The sequence below is a fragment of the Pseudohongiella acticola genome (assembly GCF_001758195.1).
GTDB lineage: Bacteria > Pseudomonadota > Gammaproteobacteria > Pseudomonadales > Pseudohongiellaceae > Pseudohongiella > Pseudohongiella acticola.
Genome location: NZ_MASR01000003.1, coordinates 166,058 through 186,133, shown reverse-complemented (window position 1 = coordinate 186,133; position 20,076 = coordinate 166,058). Strand labels below are relative to the sequence as shown.

Sequence of the window (20,076 nt, the reverse complement as noted above, 5' to 3'; positions counted from 1 at the left end):
AAAAAAATCGTAAAATTGACTACCATTCTGCCCGTTTGCCGGTTTGCGCCTTTCAGCCAGTACTAAACATTGTCAGACAGCAGGGACTGCAGTTGTCGATCCGGAGCGCGTGTCAGCTCCTGAGACAAGAGGCCAGCATAATAATAAGCGCAGCAACGCAGCATTAGCAGATTTTTCGCCCACTCCGGCTCTGTGCCGGGGCAGGCACTACTCTTTTTTGTAGACGACAAAGCTCAGGAGAAAACACGGTGAGTGAAGACGGTACTGATTCTGGCCGCAGACGGTTTTTATTGGGTTCAACTTCGGTCGTAGGGGCTGCCGGTGTGGTAGGGGCAGTGGTCCCCTTCGTCGGCTCCTGGAACCCCAGCGCCAAAGCGCGCGCAGCGGGTGCGCCGGTCCGGGTGGACATCAGTCGTATCGAAGAGGGCTCCATACTGGGTCCTATTCCCGCCTGGCGCGGTCGACCCATTTTTGTAGTACGTCGTACCCAGGAAGCACTGGATGCACTGGCGACACTCGACTCGGATCTTCAGGATCCGAACTCGGAACAACCGGAACAGCCCGAGTACGCGGACAATCAGTACCGTTCGCGCAACCCTGAAGTCCTCGTGCTGATTGGTTTGTGTCCACACCTGTTCTGTTCACCGACGCCGCGCCTGGCGATCAGGCCTGAGCCGTTTGAACAGGACTGGAAGGGTGGTTTTTATTGTCCGTGTCACGGTTCCAAGTTCGACCTGGCGGGGCGTGTGTACATCGGCTCCCCGGCGTCGCGCAACATGGAAGTGCCTCCCCATTTCTTTGAATCCGACAATATCCTGGTGATTGGTGAAGACGGGGTGAGTGCATAATGAGCGATTCTAAAAAACAAGGCTTTATCGTTTCTTCCCTGGCAGGGTTACGTGACTGGACTGATGAGCGCCTGCCCATCGTTACCGCCTGGGAAAAGCATATGAGCAAGTACTATGCGCCCAAGAACTTCAACTTCTGGTATTTCTTTGGCGTGTTGTCCCTGGTCGTACTGGTTATTCAGCTGGTATCAGGTATTTTCCTGACCATGCATTACACCAACAGTGCTGAGAGTGCCTTTGCATCTGTTGAATACATCATGCGTGATGTGGAATTTGGCTGGTTGCTACGATACATCCACTCAACCGGGGCTTCGGCATTCTTTGTTGTGGTGTATTTGCACATGTTCCGTGGCCTGATGTACGGATCGTACAAAAAACCGCGTGAACTGATCTGGGTCTTTGGCATGGCCATCTATCTGGTGCTGATGATGGAAGGTTTCATGGGTTATGTACTGCCCTGGGGCCAGATGTCCTACTGGGGAGCCAATGTTATTGTGTCTCTGGTTGGTGCCATTCCGGTCATCGGCGAAGACCTTCTGATCTGGGTGCGCGGCGACTTCCTGATCTCCGGCGCAACCCTGAACCGTTTCTTTGCACTGCACGTCGTGGCTCTGCCTATTATCCTGATTGGTCTGGTGGTGCTGCATCTACTGGCCTTGCATGAAGTGGGTTCCAACAACCCTGATGGCATCGACATCAAGAAGAACAAAGGCCCGGACGGCAATCCTGTTGATGGCGTGCCATTCCATCCTTTCTACACCGTACATGACCTGGTAGGTATCACTGTCTTCCTGTTTGTGTTCTGTTTCGTGATTTTCTTTGCGCCGGAAATGGGTGGTTACTTCCTTGAGCCGCCAAATTTCCAGGAAGCCAACCCGCTGGTAACGCCTGAGCACGTTCCGCCGGTCTGGTACTTCACGCCGTTCTACTCAATGCTGCGCGCAGTGACTGTGCCTTTGTTTGGTATCGACGCGAAATTCTGGGGCATGATTGTCATGTTTGGCGCCATTGCCATTCTGTTCGTGCTGCCCTGGCTGGACCGCAGCGAAGTACGATCAATTCGTTACAAGGGCTGGTATAGCCGCGTAGCGCTGCTGATCTTTACCGCCAGCTTCCTGATTCTGGGTTATCTGGGCACACTGGGTACCAGTGCGCCGCGGATTGCGCTGGCTCAGTTCTGTACGGTGCTGTACTTCCTGTTCTTCTTCCTGATGCCCTGGTACACGAAGAAAGAAAAGACCTTTGTTGAGCCTCAGCGCGTAACAGGTCGCTGGATCAGCAACAAACAGCTGGCCATCACCCTGGCACTGCTGGCAGCCTTGATATTCCTGCCGCTGAAAGCAGTGGGCGCGGAAGTGACCGTGGACCTGGAGCCGGTAGACATGGATTTGCGTGATGAAGCGTCTCTGCAGCGCGGCTTTACGTCTTACATGAACTACTGCCATTCATGCCATTCTCTGCAGTACGCTCGTTATCAGCGTACTGCAGACGACCTGGGCATTCCGGTCGAACTGGTCATGGACAACCTGGTGTTTGGTGATGCGGCCATCGGTGATCTGATGGAAAACAACATGGATGCCGATGACAGCAATAACTGGTTTGGTAAAACACCACCTGACCTGACCCTGGCCGGTCGCCTTCATAGCCCGGCCTGGCTGTATGGTTACCTGCGCTCTTTCTACACAGATGAGAGTCGGGTATGGGGTGTTAACAATACTGTATTCCCGAACGTAGGCATGCCCAATGTACTGTATGACCTGCAGGGCGACGTGGTGTGTACCAACAATGCTGATGCGCCGGAAGACTGTGAGCTAAGCCATGTTGCAGGTACCGGGGAAATGACACCTGAAGAATTTGATGCATTTGTCTATGACATGGTCAACTTCCTCTACTACGTCGGCGAGCCTGTGCGACTCAAACGACAGGAAATTGGGGTCTATGTCCTGGGTTTCCTGGCTATTCTGTTTGTGTTAACGACACTGCTCAATCGTGAATATTGGCGGCGTATCCACTAAGGAGCGCCGTGCAGTGACAAGCGCGTGATGTAGCGATCAGGCTAATTCGATTTTTTGAGGTAAGGTTTATGGGTGTTGTAGCAAAGCGCTCCTCCATGACGTTTTATTCAGATGGCAGCTCCCAATACAGTCATCGGGTAAGAATTGTGCTGGCCGAGAAAGGGGTTACCGTTGAAACTGTCAATGTTGACCCGGCGAACACTCCAGAAGATCTGGCTTCGTTGAACCCCTATAACAGTCTGCCCACGCTGGTCGATCGTGATCTGGTGCTGTATGAAGCCAATATCATGATGGAATACCTTGATGAGCGCTTCCCGCATCCGCCTTTGTTCCCGGTTTATCCGGTGGCAAGGGCGCAGAGCCGCCTGTGGATGTATCGTATTCAGCGCGACTGGTGCCAGGTTGTTGATGATCTGATGGCCGGAAAAGGCACTGCCGCCCAGCAGGAAAAGATGAAAAAGGAATTGCGCGAGAGCCTGATTTCGATAGCCCCTATCTTCTCCGAAAAGCCGTTTTTCATGAGTGATGAGTTCACTATCGTTGATTGCTGTGTGACTCCCATTCTTTGGCGTTTGCCATCGCTGGGCATAGATCTGGGCAATCACAAATCCGTTCAGCCGCTGTTGCAGTACCGGGCGCGGCTGTTTTCCCGTGATTCAGTCAGAGCCAGTCTGTCGGATCAGGAAAAAGAGATGGTGTAAGTGTGAGCATGACCTCGAGTCGCCCGTATCTGTTGCGTGCTTTGTACGAGTGGATACTGGAAAATCAGTGTACCCCGTACATTGTAGTAAACGCATACGCCAATGACGTGATGGTGCCGCAGGAGTATGTCAAGGATGGGCAGATTATCCTGAATATTTCTCCGACAGCAGTACACGCGCTGGAGATGAATAACGAAGCGGTCAATTTCAGTGGCCGCTTTTCTGGTATACCAACGCCGGTTTATGTGCCCGTGACGGCGGTCATGGGTATTTACGCACGCGAGAACGGGCAGGGCATGGTGTTTGAGACGGAGAGCCCGAGTCCCGAGCCACCCCCCCCATCTGCACCGAAATCGGTAAAAAGCGATGGCAAAACTGACAAGCCGTCAGCTTCTGAATCCAAAAACCGGACCCGTCCGTCATTGCGAGTGGTAAAGTAAACAGACGGGTCAGCTACAGTTGCAGGGTGGGCCGATCATGCTGATCATGCTGGCTGCCCCACCCGTCTTACTTACTGATCCTTCCTCACAGATATTCGAAGACATTCACCACGCGCTGCACGCCACCTACGCTGCGCGCCAGTTGTGTGGCCCGGTTGCCCTCATTTCGATCCACGATGCCCATCAGATAAACCGTGCCGTTGTTTGCCACGACCCGCATCCGATTGGCATTGATGCCATCGTTGGCGGTCAGCTGGGTACGCACTTTGGTGGCGAGCCAGGTGTCATTGCCCCGTGAAAGCAGGCTGCGGCGCCCGGCCACTTCCATTTCGTTGTGCACCCGACGCACATGAACGCTGGCTTCAGAGGCGATCTGGGTCGCTTCGTTCTTGAGGTTGTCTGATTGTACCTGGCCGACCAGCAGGACCACGCCGTTGTGACTGACCACGTCAAAACTGGCGTCACGGAACGCTTCATTCTGGGACCGCATGTTCACCGTTACTTTGGTTTCGATGGATTCATCTTCCACCACGGTGCCGGCTGTGCGCAGATAAGGGTCTTCCCGGATACCGTCTTCGCCCGTGGTTTCAGTGAGAACGGTAGTACACGCTGTGGTGCTCAACAGCAACGCAATAATCGATAGTCGTTTGATGCTCACAACTCTTCTCCAAAAATATCAATGTCGATCAGATCACACAAACAATGAATAAGGACCAGGTGAACTTCCTGGCTTCGGTAAGTGATACGGGCTGGTACCCGTATTTCCAAATCTTCGTCCTGCAGCATCTCTGCCAGGTTGCTACTGTCATCGCTGCTCAGCAACACCACGGCAATGTCGCGATCATACGCAGCTGTCATGGCTTCGCGCAAGTTTGCGCTGCTTTTGCCTGCCGCCATCACAAAAAGTATATCGGGAGGTTGGGCAAGGGCACGGATTTGCTGGGCATAACCTGTTTTATATTGCTGATCGGTAGCGATGATCGACAGGCATACGGCGTCAGCAGACAACGCCAGGGCGGGTAGCCCGGGTCTTTCCCGGTCAAAACGATTGATGAACAGGGCGGACATGTATTGTGCAAAGGCTGCAGACCCACCGTTACCGCAGATCATTATCTTGCCGCCCTGAACCAGTGCGGTGGCCATTCGATTAGCGGCGGCGCACAACACATCCGCCTGGGTCGCCAGGGTTTCGCGCAGCGTCGCAATATTATGCTGCATGTGTTGTTGTACGCGTTGTTGCGGTTCCATGATGACATCCGGTACAGATAAGTACCTGCAGTTTACTGCAAAGCGCCGGGCTTGTGTTGACTGTAAGATGTGATCAGTAATGTTGTTGGATGGCGTCTTTTATCCATCTGAACTCTGGGGCGTCGAGCGCGTTGCCATGACTGATGCCAAGCACATCAATCCGGCAGGCCACTTTATCGGTAAGTCCACGGTATTTGAGGTAGAGCGCAGCGCTGCGCAGCAGCTTTTTCTGTTTGCGGGAATCCACGCTGGTCACCGGGTCCAGAAAGTCGGCGCGGGTTCGGTAGCGCACTTCCACAAAGACCAGCGTATCGCCGTCCTTCATGATCAGATCGATTTCGCCGACACGGCAATTGAAATTGCTTTCCAGCAGTACCAGGCCTTGTTGTGACAGGTAGTCGGCCGCACAGGCTTCCTGTGCCAATCCGGTTTCGCGCCGTTTGCCGGGAGCAACGGGGTTTGGTTTTCCATTCATGCGCAGATGTCCTTTTCTGCCGGTGTATGGTTAAGTCTGCCGATGCACGCTTATGGGTTGCCTCCTGGGTTGTCAGGGATGCCGGAAGAGGCAATGTCAGGGTTGAGTACGGAGATACTGCCCTCTACGAACTGTGCCCCGATCAGCTCACGCATGATGCTGCCATCCTCGCGCATAGACAGAACACCGGTTGCGCCCTGCAGGCGGATACCAGGAAAGTTTTCGAGCTGCGAAATGCGCGCATAGAGTCGGAAGCTGTCAATACCCATCGCGCGCAATCGTTGCACCGGGCCGGTAGCCTGCGACCATACGGCAGCAGTGCTGGCGCGCAAGGGGTCGTCATTGCCGAGCACCCAGGGTGCATCAACAAAGGTGATGCCATTGAGGTCCCGGTTGCCGGTTGCATCAGTGCGACCATCGTAGATCGCCGGCATGGCGTAGACCGGCACGTCCCCGACAAAGTGGAATGCCATGGTGGGTTTCAACTGACGGCCTTCTGCCGGATTGGCGAGCATGAAGATGAAATCGATGTCCTGACGTCGTCTTGGCGTAAACTCAATGCTGTTGCGGGGCAGGACTTCCCGCAGCCGCTGTGCTCTGGCTTCGCTGGTATCAATGTTCATCATTTGCCGGATGATGTCCGAATAGCCTGATGCACTGGCGAAACTGGCCTGGCTGGCAACCTGGCCGCCCAGCGCCAGCCAGTATTCAACGAATCCGTCCTGTATCCGGCGATAATCCTCGCCGGCAGGTGTCAGCACGGCGGCATTGCGGTGACCTGCCTGCCATGCCATGCGAGCCGCCTGGCGAATTTCATCTTCGGGGGCCAGACCGAACTGATAAAACCCCGTCGGGCTGATGCGCCAGTCATCGCCATAGTTCAGTGCCAGCGTGGGGATCGGTAACTGAGGCATGCTCTGCAGTTGTCTGACGGATTCCTTGAGCAGTGGTCCGATGACCATGTCGACGCCAAGTTCTACAGCCTGCTGATATAGATTGGTGATGTCGCGGACGCCAGTGGTGTCGATGACTTCAACTTCCGGAACATCCTGATTTTGACTGACAGCATTGTAGTAGGCCGCCATAAAGCCTTCATGAACTGCTTGTCCGGCTGCGTCACCCAGCGGCAGCATCAGCGCTATATGTTGCGGGCGATTGTTGAGAATTTCCACAACAAAGTCCAGCGCCTCAGGTAGCACCGCAGCGGCTGTGTGCCGGTTCCAGCGATTCTGCCAACGGGTGATGGCAGCAACCTGCCGTTCGATATTGTTCTGTTCGCTGTTGACGACATTGATCAGTTCCAGCCAGCCGCGCAGCTCGTAGGAATCAACCAGAGCGGACTGCATGCTGAGACTGCCAGCGGGCGCGGCGGTGAGAATCTGCCAGATGCGATTATTGTTGTCAGCGATCTGGTCCGGCCGGGTCAGCGTGTCTGCCAATTGTGTATGCTCGCGCGCAGCTGCCAGATACTGCTCCAGCTCAATGTAGGCTTCTGCGCGCAACTCAAACAGCGCACGTTGTGAGTCGGCCGGGAGCGCCGACACACGCTCCAGCAGATCCGTGTTTGCAAAGGTCAGTGCGTCACGTGCGTCGTTACGGGCAAGCGCCAGTTCCGCCTTTTGTCGGGTTGCTTCGAAGACCAGTTCGGCGGAAAGGTCATCGTTGATCACGACATTGGCCAGGATCGCGGCTGCGTTGTCAGTGTCTCCGGCAGCCAGCGCGATCGCGCTGGCCTGCAGGGTATAATCTTCTGCCAGCGGGGAGTCTGCGTCTGCCGCCAGTGCCAGCAGGTCATTGACCGTGCGTGTGCGATCGGTTGTCACGCTGACATTGCCTTGATCTGCTCTGTTTGTATTACGCACGTCCGGAGCGGAGCTGCCGCAATAACTCAACACGAGGGCCATGCCCGTCAGGAATACATACCGGCTAATGTTTTTCACGGGTCTCACAAACCTCACATGTCGTACGTGACTCACATGTCTCACATGATTCGCAAATTGAACGTTCTGGTTTGAGCTCGGTGGTCTGAACTCGTTATTCTATTGTAGATCATAGCAGGCGGCTTATGTTGTTGCGACTGCGAACAAACCGGTATCATGCTGTTCCATTCAGGTACATCGACAAAGCCGCGGCCGGGCCCACGACATGACTCAGACCTTTACCGACACTTCGATTGTTCGTCCAGCGCTCTATGTTGTGGCGACTCCCATCGGCAACCTGGGAGACCTGAGTCAGCGCGCCGTTGATACGCTCAAGGGAGTTGACCTGATTGCTGCTGAGGACACCCGGCACAGCGCGCGCCTGATGCAGCATTTTGCGATTGCGACAAGGCTGGTTTCGTATCATGAGCACAGCGGTGCTGCGCGCGAAGACGGAATATTGCGCGCGCTGGGCGAAGGCAAGGCCGTTGCGCTTATTTCCGATGCCGGTACGCCACTGATATCGGATCCCGGCTACGGGCTTGTTGTGCGCGTGCGTGCGGCCTCATACCCGGTGGTGCCGGTGCCCGGCGCCAGTGCCATTACCGCCGCCATCAGTGCCGCAGGTCTGCCCAGTGATCGCTTCTGTTTCGAAGGGTTTCCACCGCACAAAGCCGCTGGTCGTCGCCAGATGTATGAAGCCCTGGCTGATGACCAGCGCACGCTGGTGTTTTATGAATCCCCACACCGTATCAGCGACTCAGTGGCGGATATGGCGCAGGCCTTTGGCGGTGACAGGCAGGCGGTGATCTGTCGGGAGCTTACCAAGACCTGGGAAACTATTCACGGTGACTCGCTGGCAGGTCTGTGTGAGTGGTTGCAGCAGGATGACAACAACCGCCGTGGCGAGTTTGTGGTGGTGGTGCACGGCGCGGCCAAAGCGGCGCCGCAGATCTTGAGTGCCGAGGCTGAACGTACATTAAAAATTCTGTTGCGCGAACTGCCGCTAAAAACGGCGGCAGCATTGGCCGCCGAGATTACCGGCAATAAAAAGAATGCGCTATACAAACGCGGGCTGGAACTGGCAGAGGACGCTGGCTGACCGCTGATATCCCCGGGGATGTCAGGGCTTGCGAACCCAGCGACCATCAGCGTCCTGCACAAAATGACCTGAACGCGTGGCTTCCACTGCGCGCGCGTATGCAAGCTGTGCAACCGCATTGACCGAGATGTCATTGTCCCGGGCAATCTGCTGGTAGCGCTCCCGTCGCTGGCGATTCACTTCATTGACCAGCTCTGTCAGTGCCTGTGAGGCATCCGGCTGTACCAGCCCGATATAACCATCTCTTTTTTCGCCGATCAGGCCGTCTGCTTTGGCCTGGTCCAGCGTCTGCGCCGTTGCCAGGCTGGCGAGCAGCAGAAACGTGATGGCAAACGCTCTGGTGAAAAACTTTATGCCAGTATTGTGCTTCATATCCGTGTCCTCAATTTGCGCTTGGTGGGCGCCTGGCGGCGTCAGAACAATCCGCTGTCGGCGGAAAAAATGTCATCCAGTTCCCGGTCAACCCTGACGCGAATTTCGTGCTCAATGCGTACGTTCAGGTTAATGGTAATGGGCTCGGTTGGCGCTTCCACCCGGACTGTTGGCGTGCAGCCGATCATGCCTGCGAGCATGACCGGCAATGCCAGTGCCAGGCCGGGCAATGTCAGCGTGCGGTGCGGTCTGGGGGCGGTGAGTGTTCTGCGACTTGCCATGATACTCAACTCTACTCAATTGGGTTGATGACTTGAATCAGCAACGGGTTTGCGATTGTCGTTAGCGTCACTATAACAGAATGCGCTGAATAACGGCTTAACGTGTCTGGCTTTTGCAGACAGCGTTGAGCATGGCCGGACATGATCGGGTTTTAGCCAGCGGCGTGTTCAGGGACTGGTCTCTGTGCGCCGCGCATCCAGTCGCGACTGGACACTGTCGCTGACCGAGCGGGCGGCCTGCAGACTTTGCAGCAGGGCCGGAACATTGTCATTGATATTCAGATTAAGATTGATGCGCTGACCGCCATTGAGAGCCGGGCTGACGCCTTCCATGCGAATCGACAGGTCGAGTTCGCCGCTCGGTTGGCCGCCTGGTTGATAGTCGATCTGAGTCTCCATCAGGTTGTATCGATAGTGTTCCAGGGCCTGGTTTACCAGAGTCAGGTTCTGGTTAGAGTTAGCGCCTGCTCCGCCGATGCCCGCGTGGTATCGTATGGAGCCGCCCGGCGGCAGCGCTGCCAGCGTACCGCCGCTAATGCTGGGGCTCAGACCCTGCAGGCGTACCGGCAATTCGCCGCTGACCAGCCCGGTGGCGCTGACCCCCTCGTATGCGCTCAGCGCAAGTATCTGACTCAGATCAATTCGGTCCAGTTCAACGATGAAGCGACTGTCATTGTCCTGCAGGCGGTAGTTCAGTTGATTGCTGCTGACCGTGCCGCCGAACACGGCGACGCTGGCGTCAGTCAGTACAACTGATCCGCTTTCCGAGTCGATGCGGTAGTTGCTGCTCAGGTCGGTGAGTTCCAGACCGACGTCCAGCGATGCCAGCATGAATGATGCGCTGCGGGTGCTGCGCAGGCGCCACGCGGGCAGCAATTCGGCGGCAAAGTCGGTGCTCAGGCGCAGGAAGGCGATTTCATTCAGGTAGCCACTTAGCTCGTTCAACGTCACCTGCACAGTGCCCGTGACGACGGTATCGGATGCGTCGGGCTGCCAGTCAAGTTGTGTCAGTGCGCTGACGGACCCCGCGACAATGTCGGCCTGTAAGGGTAGTGGTGTCCACAAATCGGACAGTTTGTTGGTGTTGTTGTCAAATTCGATGCCTGGAACCTCAAGCGTGCCGCTCCCCGCACCTGTGGCGACACTGTGACGCAGGTCATTGGTCAGTATACGCTGGTCATTCTTCAGGGTATGACCGGTCAGCCGAAGGTTTTCCTGCTCCCAGGTGAGGTGCTGACGCGATTGCATTGATCCGAGATCGACGCCTGTCGCATCAGTGTAGGGTTCAGAGAGCGTCATTTCCGCGTGAGCAGTAACAGCGGCAGCATCAAAGCGCCCGGATGACAGTGTTTGAGACAGGTTCAGACGTGCAATGCTGATGACAACACCGCTGAGTGAGTCGGCGGCACGAATCTCGGGTAATGTCAGGGTTGATGACCGGTTCGCTATTTGCAGAGTGTTTGTGGTTGCCTCAAGTGTGACCTCGACAGGGGAGCCGGACTCAAAGGTGATTCGTTGCAGGTCGATGTTGTCAGGGGCATTGCCAACCTGCAGAGAGTTCAGGCTAATCCCGGTGTCGGCGCTGAGGCGACACTGGCTAAGCCGGCAGTCAATGTCGAGCGAACGCAAGGTGGCAGAAAAACCTTTGAGCCCGATCTCACCCATGGTGAGCTCATTGGCAGTGACTTGTAATAGATCGATTCTGAGGCTGTTGAAAGGTACAGAATTTATTATGTCGCTCGCCAGCGCGGACGAATTGCTATCTGTGCCAGAGCTTATTGAGGGCTGGCTGATGTTGCCGGCGGTGGTCGCTGACGGTAGTGCCGGGATGTTGATCTCGGCGGCGGCGATTGCAACGCTGTCGAGTCGACCCCGGAGCAGCCCGGTGGCGCTATAATCTATTTGCAGGTCCTGCAGTATCTGTTGCGAATTGCTGGCCTGGTGTCGCAGGACCACGCGCCCCGCCTGCAGCGAGGAGGCCGACAATTGCAGATCCTGCAGCATCTCAAGGCGCAGGTTGTAGGGCTGTAGTGTCGTATTGACCAGTTCGATTGCCACAGAAACCCGGTGTTGATAGGCGTAACCGACCAGGCCCGCTGTAATCAGTGCCAATACGGCCAGTGACACAAGCCAGCGCCGGTGTCTGGGGGGGCGTAGTTGATGTGATTTTGCAGGCTGTGTGTCCATGCCGGCAGTTTGACATGACCGGTGGGGATAAATCACTTGTCTTTGCAGCCAGCCTCGCTTAATCTTGCCGCCGAGTCGGCCAGGCAGTCGCTGCCAGATCTGCGTCTATTACCGTTCAGACGGTGAATGAGGCACCTGGTGGAGGAAAGTCCGGGCTCCACAGAGCAGAACGCCAGGTAACGCCTGGGAGGCGAAAGCCTACGGAAAGTGCAGCAGAGAGTAGACCGCCAACCCCGGCTCAGGCCGGGCGGTAAGGGTGAAAGGGTGCGGTAAGAGCGCACCGCGCGACTGGTAACAGATCGTGGCACGGTAAACCCCGTTCGGAGCAAGGCCAAATAGGGATCCAATGGTGCGGCTCGCACTGGATTCGGGTAGGCTGCTTGAGGCCAGTAGTGATGCTGGTCCCAGATGAATGACTGTCCCCGACAGAACCCGGCTTATCGGCCGACTCGATTATTTTGATTTTTCCCGTCACGGGAGAATCTGCAGTTGGCGCCGCACGGCCGCCAAGGCCTGAAGGCAGACTTTTTGACTCGGCGGTCACATCCTGAACCGCCAGTCGCATCACCTTTCTTATAAATCACTTTAAGTAATTTTCTTACCTTGCTGATAACTATTTCGTTTGTCAGCGCACTTCGTTTGCTTTCTCAAGATTGAGCAATTTTCCCTGTAATTTCAGGCGCTTTAGGTGCTGAAAAAGTGCAAATAGTGCTTGCGCTTGCTTATGCCTGTGCATATAGTGTCGCAAAGTGGCGTGAAGTGGATATATATGCACTAAAGTGGGTTTGAGGGTGGCGACAGTGGTAAGTCGGGCCCAATACTCCGGAGCAGCAACGTGTTCAGAGGTGTCAATACAATCAATCTCGATGCAAAAGGGCGCATGGCCATGCCGGCGCGTTATCGAGAGCTATTGACTGAAAAATATGGCGGTCGCCTGGTGGCGACGGTCGATTTTACGGGCCGTTGTCTGTTGCTGTACCCCATTGACGAGTGGGAGGTGATTCAACAGAAGGTTGAGAGTCTGTCCAGTTTTGATGAGGCCAGTCGTCGCGTTCAGCGCATGCTGATTGGTCACGCGCATGATCTGGAGATGGACGGCAGTGGTCGTCTGTTGTTGCCACAGATTCTGCGAACACGCGCGCAGCTGGACAAGCACCTGGCGCTGGTTGGTCAAGGGATGAAATTTGAGATCTGGAGTGAAGAGAACTGGAACGAACAGGCAGACAGCTGGTTCGCCGGTACAGCAGGCGAGGCGGAGTTGCCGCCAGCATTGTTGAGTCTGTCGCTGTAAGTTTGTTGTTACTTGAAAAGAACAGGGCGTCAGTCTTCTCGGAACGGAGCGTTATGGCTACACAGGCTCATGAAAAGCAATCTCATGAAACAGTCATGCTGCACCCGGCTGTGGATGCGCTGCTGACCGACCCGGCTGGTCTGTATGTCGACGGCACATTCGGCCGTGGCGGCCACTCTCGTCTTATTCTGCAGCGACTCGCCGGGACCGGAACGCTACTGGGAATTGACAAGGATCCGCTGGCGATTGATGCCGGCAGGAAACTGATGCAAGAGGATAAGCGGTTCACCATTCGGCAGGGTGCCTTTGATGAACTTGATGTGATGCTTGCCGACACGCAGTCCGTTGGTAATGTGGATGGTGTGTTGCTGGATCTGGGCGTGTCGTCGCCTCAACTTGATCAGGCAGAGCGTGGCTTCAGCTTTACCCAGGATGGGCCGCTGGACATGCGCATGAACCCACGGGCTGGTATCAGTGCGGCTGAGTGGCTTGCCAGTGCTGCCGAACAGGATATTGCGGATGTCATCTATCGCTATGGCGAAGACCGATTCTCGCGACGTATAGCTCGTGCCATTGTAAAGGAGCGCGACGTGGCGCCAATACAGCGAACGCTGCAATTGGCTGAAATCGTGAAGCAGGCCAATCCCGCATGGGAAAAGCACAAGCATCCCGCAACACGCGCTTTTCAGGCAATCCGCATACACATTAACGATGAGCTGGTGTCGCTTGAAAAGGTATTGGACAAGGCGCTGTCTGCGCTTAAGCCGGGAGGCCGGCTGGTAGTGATCAGCTTTCACTCACTGGAGGATCGGCTGGTCAAACAATTCATTCAGAAGCAAAGCAAAGGGGACGATTTCCCCAGAGACCTGCCAGTCACCGTGTCGGCATTGAGTCCAAAACTGATCAAGGTAGGCAAGGCGGTGAAGCCGACGGAACAGGAGATAAGACATAACCCGAGGGCGCGAAGCGCTGTGATGCGGGTAGCGGAAAAACCGGCCTGACTATCAGTTGAACAATAGTCAAACAAAGGCCAGATGCAGGAAAATTTATAACAGACAAGAAGTCATGATGAAGACAGAGCGCAGCAAAGACGAATCAGTAACACCGGCAGAATCAAGGGTGACTGAGACACCTGTGTCTGTTGTTGCCTGGCTGCAGTTGTTCAGTTCACGCTACCTGGGACTGATGATTCTGTTCGCGGCAGTCATGGTGTCGGCACTGGCGGTGGTCAATACCAGTTTCAAAAGTCGAACAGTATTTTACGAGTTACAGAAGCTGCGCGCTGAGAGTAACGAGCTTGATGTGCAGCGGGGACAGTTGCTGATCGAGCAAAGCACCTTCGGATTGGAGGGGCGCATAGAGCAAAAAGCCATGGAGGAGCTTGAGATGACGTTGCCGGACTGGTCAAGAATAATAATGGTGCGCCATGACTGATATGCACTCACAAAAGCGGTTTGGTGGCTGGCGCTTGTCGCTGGTCTGGTTTGCACTTGCACTGGCGGTTTTGGCCTTGCTGTGGAAATTGCTTACGCTGCTGCTGGTTGATCGTGATTTTCTGCAGGGACAGGGCGATGCCCGCACGATCCGGGTTGAGCCACTGGTGGCACATCGGGGCATGATTACCGATCGCAATGGCGAACCATTGGCAATCAGCACACCCGTTAAGTCGATCTGGGTGAATCCGCGCGAAATTGCAGGTGATCAGTCAGTTGTTCGTCGCCTGGCCCGATCCCTGCAGTTAAATGAAGACAGTCTTGTAGCCTCCGTGGAAGCCAATGCAGAGCGTGAATTCCTGTATGTGCGTCGGCGCATGCCTCCGGCTGAAGCCAATGCTGTGTTGGCGATGTCATTGCCGGGGGTTTACTCGCGTCAGGAGTATCAGCGCTATTACCCGCAAGGCGAAGTAACTGCTCACGTTCTCGGGTTCAGCAATGTCGATGATATTGGCCAGGAAGGTCTTGAGTTGGCGTTTGATGACTGGCTCAAAGGCGTGCCCGGACGTCAACAGGTCATCAAGGATCGACGTGGCCGCATCATTCGGGAGCTCGAAACCATCCAGACGGCTCAACCGGGCAACACACTGGCGTTGAGCATCGACTTCCGTATCCAGAATCTGGCCTACAAAGAGCTGAAGGCAGAGTTTGTGCACCGTGATGCCCGTGCTGCGTCAGCGGTTGTTCTTGACGTCAAGACCGGCGAAGTCCTGGCCATGGTCAATCAACCTTCCTTTAACCCGCACAATCGCTCAGGCCTGACAGATTTTGGTGCATTGCGAAACCGTTCAGTGACTGATCTGTTTGAGCCCGGGTCGACGTTAAAACCCTTTACTGCGATCGCTGCATTGGAATCAGGTCTGTATGACCGGAATACGATAATCAGCACTCATCCGGGCCGGATGCGCGTGGGCCGGGATGTGGTGCAGGACCGCGGACAGAACTTTGGTGACGTAACGCTGCAGGGCATGCTGGTGAACTCCAGCAACATCGCATCCGCCAAAATCGCGCTGGCAGTAGGCCATGAGGCATTACGTGATGTTCTGTTGCGCGTCGGGTTCGGTGAAAACCCCGCCAGTGGTTTCCCGGGAGAACGCGCCGGCGTAATGCCCAATCACCGGATCTGGCACGATATCGAACTGGCGACATTGTCATTTGGTTACGGTATGTCCACTTCCGCACTGCAATTGGCGCAGGCCTATTCTGTTATTGCCAACAAGGGGTTGCGGGTACCGGTAACACTGCTCAAGGACGGAAATGAGATGGCGGGGGCGAGTGAGCCACAGCGTGTCATCGATGCCAATGTTGCGGGGCAGGTTCAGAGCATGCTCGAAGCTGTCGTTGACCCGGCACAGGGTGGGTTTGATGGCGCCAGTGTTCCCTTTTACAGTATTGCTGGCAAAACCGGGACCGCCCGTGTCGTTGGTGCCAGTGGCTATGAGGCCAACCTTCATAACTCGATGTTTGCTGGCTACGCCCCGGCAGATGATCCGAGAATAGTCGTCATTATTGTGGTTAACGAGCCGAAGGGTGCTCAGCATTATGGCAGTCAGGTCGCCGCCCCAGTGTTCTCCCGAATTGCATCCGGGGCCATGCGCCTGCTTGAGGTGACGCCGAACGCAATTGATCCATCACGCATTATGACTCTGAGCGCGAGGTGAGAACTGTGAACACCGCCCGACAGACAGCTGCCGAGATGCCATTGACGCATTTGCTTGAGAGTCTCTCGCTTGATGGCGAGAGTCTGCAGGCATGTGATGGCATTTCCATTCGGGGCATGACCCTGGACAGTCGCAAGGCCAGCCCGGGAGACCTGTTTGTGGCGTTGTTCGGCAAGAATCACGATGCTCGCGACTATATTGATCTGGCGGTGCAACGCGGCGCCACGGCTGTGCTGGCCGATGCGAGCGGTGACTGGAAAGGGTGTCGCTGGGTTGGCAACGTGCCCGTTATCACAGTTGACAGTTTGCGCGTGAAGTTAGGTGCTATCGCGGCGCATTTCTATGCCCATCCATCTGAGCAATTGCCAGTTGTGGGCGTCACCGGCACCAATGGCAAAACCAGCTGTACTCAGTTTGTTGGTCAATTGCTGTCAGGCCTGGATCATCGCTGCGGTATCGTCGGAACGCTGGGTTATGGTGTGTTCCCGTCGCTGGAGGATACCGGTTTCACGACGCCTGATTCAATCGTATTGCAGGCAGCGTTAGCCGACGTTCTGCATCAGCGCGCGTCCTGTGTTGCTCTTGAGGTGTCGTCACAAGGTTTACATCAGCACCGATTAAATGGTGTCCGTTTCCATAGCGCCATTTTCACCAACCTGACGCGAGACCACCTCGACTATCACGGCAGCATGGCCGCGTATGCTGGCGCCAAGCGCCGACTCTTCGAACATGATGCTCTCAACGTGGGCATTGTTAATGCTGATGACAGTTATGCTGCCTGCATGCTGAATGCGCTGCCGCGATCAGCACAAAGCCTCACCTATAGCTTGAGTGACAGCCGGGCTGATGTATATGCCCGTGAGTTGAGTTTTGAATCCGATGGTTATCGCGCGCGTGTGCATACCCCCTGGGGTGAAGGCGACATCCGTGGCCGTCTGCTGGGTTCGTTCAATTTCAGCAATGTCCTGGCCGCCATAACAGCGGTGATGACATTGCCCTGGGAAACGGACCTGTCGGTCGTGCTGGCGCAGGCGGAACGTTTGAAGCCGGTTAGCGGTCGCATGGAACTGCTTGGCGATTCGGCCTCGGATGTCACTGCCGTTGTTGATTACGCGCATACGCCTGATGGTTTGCGCTCGGCGCTGAAAGCCATTCATGAACACGTGGATGGGCGTATCTGGTGTGTGTTTGGTTGTGGTGGCAACCGAGATCAGGGCAAACGTCCACTGATGGCCGAAGTCGCTGAAGAGCTGGCTGATTTTGTGGTGCTGACGGATGACAATCCACGTAATGAAAATCCCGACGACATCATTCGCCAGATACTGCTGGGCTTTGATCAGCGCGACAGTGTCCATGTCGAACGTGACCGAGCCAGTGCAATTGCCTATGCAATCTCTTCTGCAGCCCCTGGTGACATCGTGCTGGTTGCTGGCAAGGGGCATGAGAGTTATCAGGATATTTGTGGTCAGCGCATGGCGTTCAGTGACATTGCCCAGGTTCGTCTGGCGTTGCAGAAGCGCTCAGCGGCAGCAGACAGCGGGGTGCAGTCATGATAGGCACCATGAGCATCAGCGCCGTGAGTGAATATATGCCCGCCGCACTGGTAGGTAAGGATGTTTCGTTCTCGCGTGTCTGCACCGATTCCAGACAACTGGCAGCAGGTGACCTTTTTGTCGCCCTGAACGGTGAAAACTTTGATGGCAACCGTTTCGTGGCGCAGGTGGCCGAAAAGCACGCAGCGGCAGCCATTGTCAGCGAGGCGCAGGACGTGGCGATTCCGCAACTGGTCGTGGCCGACACAGCTGAAGCACTGGGCTGGCTGGGGCACATCAATCGTAAGCGCTCGCGTGCAAATATTGTTGCCATCACCGGCAGCCAGGGCAAAACGTCAGTCAAGGAAATCACTGGTTCGATTTTGTCACAGCAGTTCAATGTTCTGGTTACGCGCGGCAACCTGAACAATAACATCGGGGCGCCGTTGATGCTGCTTGAGCTTGAGGAGCAGCATCAGCAGGCGGTGATCGAGCTTGGCGCCAACGCCGGTGGTGAAATCGCCTGGACAGCAAAAATCACTGACCCGCATATCGTGCTTATCAACAATGCTGCCGAGACTCACCTGGAAGGCTTCGGCAGCCTGGCCGGTGTTGTCCAGGCTAAAGGTGAAATCATCGACTCTGCGCCATCCACACATACGGTGGTGCTGAATGCCGACGACCCGAACACCCGTCAGTGGCAAGAACGCGCCGGCAGACGACGATGCGTTACCTTTGCTCTGGATGCCAGTGCAGACTATCGGGCGGTGAACCTGACGTTGACAGCCAATGGCACACGATTCGATATCGAATCTGCGCGCGGCCGGATTGCGTGTTTTCTGCCGCTGCCCGGGCGCCACAATGTTGCCAATGCGCTGGCTGCGGCTGCCCTCTGTCTTGAGGCAGGAGCAACACCTGCCAGTATCTATGATGGGCTCGCCCGCGTCGTCGCAGTGCCTGGTCGCTTGTGTCCGGTGGATGGCATTAATAACAGTCGCCTGCTGGATGACAGTTACAACGCCAGCCCTTCTTCGTTCAGGGCGGCGATTGATGTGGTGGCTGCCATCAATGCAGGTAGCCAGGTGCGTCGAGTGCTGATCATGGGTGACATGGCTGAACTGGGTTCGCTGACCGTGAAGGCGCATCGGGACGTGGGACTTTACGCAGACGCATGTGGTTTCGACGAGCTCTGGAGTACCGGTGGCTGCAGTGAGCTGGCAAGCGAGTCGTTTGGTGAGGGCGGTCGTCATTTTGATGACAAAGATGAACTGATTAATTTTGCCGTGGATAACATGAGTGCGAATCACATTGTGCTGGTCAAGGGTTCGCGAAGTGCGGGCATGGATGATGTCGTACAGGCACTGCGCAACAAGGAGAGGATCTGATGTTGGTTCTGCTGGCTGATTATCTGATACAGATCGACCCGGGTTTCGCCGTGATTCAGTACATTACAGTGCGCGGCATTATGGGCATTCTGACTGCGTTGATTATCTCGCTCCTGATCGGCCCCTGGATGATTCGGCGTCTGAATTATCACCAGATCGGGCAGGTGGTCCGAACGGACGGGCCACAAAGTCATTTTAGCAAGGCGGGCACGCCGACCATGGGCGGCGCGCTGATTCTTGTCAGTATCGTGTTCAGTACGCTGATCTGGGCGGATCTGCGCAACCCATACGTCTGGGTAACCATGCTGGTGACTGTGTTATTTGGCGCTATTGGTTGGGTTGATGATTATCGAAAAGTCTTTCGCAAAGATCCTAAAGGGCTGCCGGCGAAGTGGAAGTATTTCTGGCAATCAGTGATTGGCCTGGGCGCTGCGCTGTTTCTTTACTACACCGCGACGGATCCGGTTCAGACGGCTTACATTGTCCCTTTCTTTAAAGATGTGTCGATCGAGACAGGATTGTTATTTGTTGTGATCAGCTATTTTGTCATTGTTGGCAGCAGCAATGCCGTCAACCTGACAGATGGTCTGGACGGCCTGGCAATTTTGCCTACCGTGATGGTAGGCGGTGCACTGGGCATTATCGCCTATCTGGCCGGACATGCTGAGTTCTCGGTGTATCTGAATATTCCGACAGTCACCGGAGCCGGAGAGCTGGTCATCTTCTGTGGCGCGTTGCTGGGGGCCGGGCTTGGATTTCTATGGTTCAACACCTATCCGGCGCAGGTTTTTATGGGCGATGTCGGCGCGCTGGCGCTTGGTGCCGCTCTGGGCATCGTCGCTGTGATTTCCCGACACGAAATCGTGCTTTTCATCATGGGTGGCATTTTTGTCATGGAGACTGTTTCTGTCATTTTGCAGGTGGCTTCTTTCAAACTTACCGGGAAACGGATTTTTCGCATGGCGCCATTGCATCACCATTTTGAATTAAAGGGTTGGCCGGAGCCTCGTGTAATCGTCCGTTTCTGGATCATTACAGTCATGCTGGTGCTGTTCGGGTTGGCAACGTTGAAACTCAGGTAACAGGTATAACAGGTTTTTTTGGTAACGGAGAGGCGTCGATGACG

The 20,076-nt window shown here is 55.5% G+C and carries 19 protein-coding genes, 1 other RNA gene and 1 pseudogene; 14 read left to right on the top strand and 7 right to left on the bottom strand.

The window, feature by feature from the left end:
* Positions 1-248: 248 nt before the first annotated feature.
* The 5 genes and pseudogenes from petA to PHACT_RS15030 all read left to right on the top strand — a co-directional run bounded on the left by petA (position 249) and on the right by PHACT_RS15030 (position 4,004).
* Positions 249-848, top strand: coding sequence for a ubiquinol-cytochrome c reductase iron-sulfur subunit (gene petA / locus PHACT_RS15045; RefSeq protein WP_070119091.1), 600 nt, complete (start codon positions 249-251; stop codon positions 846-848).
* 38 nt (positions 849-886) lie between these two features.
* A pseudogene (locus PHACT_RS16720) lies at positions 887-2,116 on the top strand (cytochrome b); the annotation flags it as partial.
* 27 nt (positions 2,117-2,143) lie between these two features.
* On the top strand, positions 2,144-2,863 hold the full coding sequence (locus PHACT_RS16715) for a cytochrome c1 (protein ID WP_397389524.1): 720 nt from the start codon (positions 2,144-2,146) through the stop codon (positions 2,861-2,863).
* Between the two features lie 68 nt (positions 2,864-2,931).
* Positions 2,932-3,564, top strand: a complete 633-nt coding sequence (locus PHACT_RS15035; RefSeq protein ID WP_070119090.1) for a glutathione S-transferase N-terminal domain-containing protein — start codon at positions 2,932-2,934, stop codon at positions 3,562-3,564.
* A gap of 8 nt (positions 3,565-3,572) precedes the next feature.
* Positions 3,573-4,004 carry a ClpXP protease specificity-enhancing factor gene (locus tag PHACT_RS15030; RefSeq protein ID WP_070119089.1) on the top strand — a complete coding sequence of 144 codons (432 nt, stop codon included), beginning with the start codon at positions 3,573-3,575 and terminating at the stop codon, positions 4,002-4,004.
* A gap of 85 nt (positions 4,005-4,089) precedes the next feature.
* On the opposite strand, the gene PHACT_RS15025 is transcribed toward PHACT_RS15030, so the two are convergent.
* From PHACT_RS15025 to PHACT_RS15010, 4 genes are all read right to left on the bottom strand, one after another.
* Complete coding sequence (locus PHACT_RS15025) at positions 4,090-4,662, bottom strand: BON domain-containing protein (protein WP_070119088.1); 573 nt, start codon at positions 4,660-4,662, stop codon at positions 4,090-4,092.
* Positions 4,659-5,252, bottom strand: a complete 594-nt coding sequence (locus PHACT_RS15020) for an SIS domain-containing protein (RefSeq protein ID WP_070119087.1) — start codon at positions 5,250-5,252, stop codon at positions 4,659-4,661. Before PHACT_RS15020 ends, PHACT_RS15025 begins: the two co-directional genes overlap by 4 nt.
* Positions 5,253-5,325: 73 nt before the next feature.
* Positions 5,326-5,727, bottom strand: a complete 402-nt coding sequence (locus PHACT_RS15015) for a YraN family protein (RefSeq protein ID WP_070119086.1) — start codon at positions 5,725-5,727, stop codon at positions 5,326-5,328.
* A gap of 50 nt (positions 5,728-5,777) precedes the next feature.
* Entirely contained in the window at positions 5,778-7,667 is a 1,890-nt protein-coding gene (locus PHACT_RS15010) for a penicillin-binding protein activator (protein WP_139141594.1), read from the bottom strand.
* Positions 7,668-7,872: 205 nt separating this feature from the next.
* On the opposite strand from PHACT_RS15010, the gene rsmI reads away from it, so the two are divergent.
* On the top strand, positions 7,873-8,748 hold the full coding sequence (gene rsmI / locus PHACT_RS15005; RefSeq protein ID WP_070119084.1) for a 16S rRNA (cytidine(1402)-2'-O)-methyltransferase: 876 nt from the start codon (positions 7,873-7,875) through the stop codon (positions 8,746-8,748).
* 21 nt (positions 8,749-8,769) lie between these two features.
* On the opposite strand, the gene PHACT_RS15000 is transcribed toward rsmI, so the two are convergent.
* The 3 genes from PHACT_RS15000 to PHACT_RS14990 all read right to left on the bottom strand — a co-directional run bounded on the left by PHACT_RS15000 (position 8,770) and on the right by PHACT_RS14990 (position 11,528).
* Entirely contained in the window at positions 8,770-9,120 is a 351-nt protein-coding gene (locus tag PHACT_RS15000) for a YdbL family protein (RefSeq protein ID WP_070119083.1), read from the bottom strand.
* A 41-nt stretch (positions 9,121-9,161) separates the two neighbouring features.
* A complete protein-coding gene (locus tag PHACT_RS14995) occupies positions 9,162-9,320 on the bottom strand; it encodes a YnbE family lipoprotein (RefSeq protein ID WP_070119236.1) in 159 nt (52 codons plus the stop codon).
* 249 nt (positions 9,321-9,569) lie between these two features.
* On the bottom strand, positions 9,570-11,528 hold the full coding sequence (locus tag PHACT_RS14990) for an intermembrane phospholipid transport protein YdbH family protein (protein WP_070119082.1): 1,959 nt from the start codon (positions 11,526-11,528) through the stop codon (positions 9,570-9,572).
* A gap of 131 nt (positions 11,529-11,659) precedes the next feature.
* Between PHACT_RS14990 and rnpB the strand changes: the two genes are divergently transcribed.
* The 8 genes from rnpB to mraY all read left to right on the top strand — a co-directional run bounded on the left by rnpB (position 11,660) and on the right by mraY (position 20,032).
* Positions 11,660-12,044, top strand: an RNA gene (rnpB, locus tag PHACT_RS14985) — RNase P RNA component class A.
* Positions 12,045-12,423: 379 nt separating this feature from the next.
* Positions 12,424-12,879, top strand: coding sequence for a division/cell wall cluster transcriptional repressor MraZ (gene mraZ / locus PHACT_RS14980; protein WP_070119081.1), 456 nt, complete (start codon positions 12,424-12,426; stop codon positions 12,877-12,879).
* 53 nt (positions 12,880-12,932) lie between these two features.
* A complete protein-coding gene (rsmH, locus tag PHACT_RS14975; protein ID WP_070119080.1) occupies positions 12,933-13,880 on the top strand; it encodes a 16S rRNA (cytosine(1402)-N(4))-methyltransferase RsmH in 948 nt (315 codons plus the stop codon).
* 64 nt (positions 13,881-13,944) lie between these two features.
* Positions 13,945-14,313 carry a cell division protein FtsL gene (ftsL, locus tag PHACT_RS14970; RefSeq protein ID WP_083264716.1) on the top strand — a complete coding sequence of 123 codons (369 nt, stop codon included), beginning with the start codon at positions 13,945-13,947 and terminating at the stop codon, positions 14,311-14,313.
* Positions 14,306-16,033, top strand: a complete 1,728-nt coding sequence (locus PHACT_RS14965; RefSeq protein ID WP_083264714.1) for a peptidoglycan D,D-transpeptidase FtsI family protein — start codon at positions 14,306-14,308, stop codon at positions 16,031-16,033. The genes ftsL and PHACT_RS14965 overlap by 8 nt, the downstream gene beginning before the upstream one ends.
* 5 nt (positions 16,034-16,038) lie before the next feature.
* A complete protein-coding gene (locus tag PHACT_RS14960; RefSeq protein ID WP_245730827.1) occupies positions 16,039-17,586 on the top strand; it encodes a UDP-N-acetylmuramoyl-L-alanyl-D-glutamate--2,6-diaminopimelate ligase in 1,548 nt (515 codons plus the stop codon).
* 8 nt (positions 17,587-17,594) lie between these two features.
* Positions 17,595-18,950 (top strand): UDP-N-acetylmuramoyl-tripeptide--D-alanyl-D-alanine ligase, encoded by a 1,356-nt coding sequence (locus tag PHACT_RS14955; RefSeq protein ID WP_211284415.1) that lies wholly within the window; start codon positions 17,595-17,597, stop codon positions 18,948-18,950.
* Positions 18,950-20,032, top strand: coding sequence for a phospho-N-acetylmuramoyl-pentapeptide-transferase (gene mraY, locus PHACT_RS14950; RefSeq protein WP_070119078.1), 1,083 nt, complete (start codon positions 18,950-18,952; stop codon positions 20,030-20,032). The genes PHACT_RS14955 and mraY overlap by 1 nt, the downstream gene beginning before the upstream one ends.
* Positions 20,033-20,076 lie beyond the last annotated feature (44 nt).

Coding starts and splice junctions, on each gene's coding strand:
- PHACT_RS15035 (WP_070119090.1), top strand. CDS start 2,932: ATGGGTGTTGTAGCAAAGCGCTCCTCCATGACGTTTTATTCAGATGGC.
- PHACT_RS15030 (WP_070119089.1), top strand. CDS start 3,573: ATGACCTCGAGTCGCCCGTATCTGTTGCGTGCTTTGTACGAGTGGATA.
- PHACT_RS15020 (WP_070119087.1), bottom strand. CDS start 5,252: ATGGAACCGCAACAACGCGTACAACAACACATGCAGCATAATATTGCG.
- PHACT_RS15015 (WP_070119086.1), bottom strand. CDS start 5,727: ATGAATGGAAAACCAAACCCCGTTGCTCCCGGCAAACGGCGCGAAACC.
- rsmI (WP_070119084.1), top strand. CDS start 7,873: ATGACTCAGACCTTTACCGACACTTCGATTGTTCGTCCAGCGCTCTAT.
- PHACT_RS15000 (WP_070119083.1), bottom strand. CDS start 9,120: ATGAAGCACAATACTGGCATAAAGTTTTTCACCAGAGCGTTTGCCATC.
- PHACT_RS14995 (WP_070119236.1), bottom strand. CDS start 9,320: ATGCTCGCAGGCATGATCGGCTGCACGCCAACAGTCCGGGTGGAAGCG.
- rsmH (WP_070119080.1), top strand. CDS start 12,933: ATGGCTACACAGGCTCATGAAAAGCAATCTCATGAAACAGTCATGCTG.
- ftsL (WP_083264716.1), top strand. CDS start 13,945: ATGATGAAGACAGAGCGCAGCAAAGACGAATCAGTAACACCGGCAGAA.
- PHACT_RS14965 (WP_083264714.1), top strand. CDS start 14,306: ATGACTGATATGCACTCACAAAAGCGGTTTGGTGGCTGGCGCTTGTCG.
- PHACT_RS14955 (WP_211284415.1), top strand. CDS start 17,595: ATGAGCATCAGCGCCGTGAGTGAATATATGCCCGCCGCACTGGTAGGT.
- mraY (WP_070119078.1), top strand. CDS start 18,950: ATGTTGGTTCTGCTGGCTGATTATCTGATACAGATCGACCCGGGTTTC.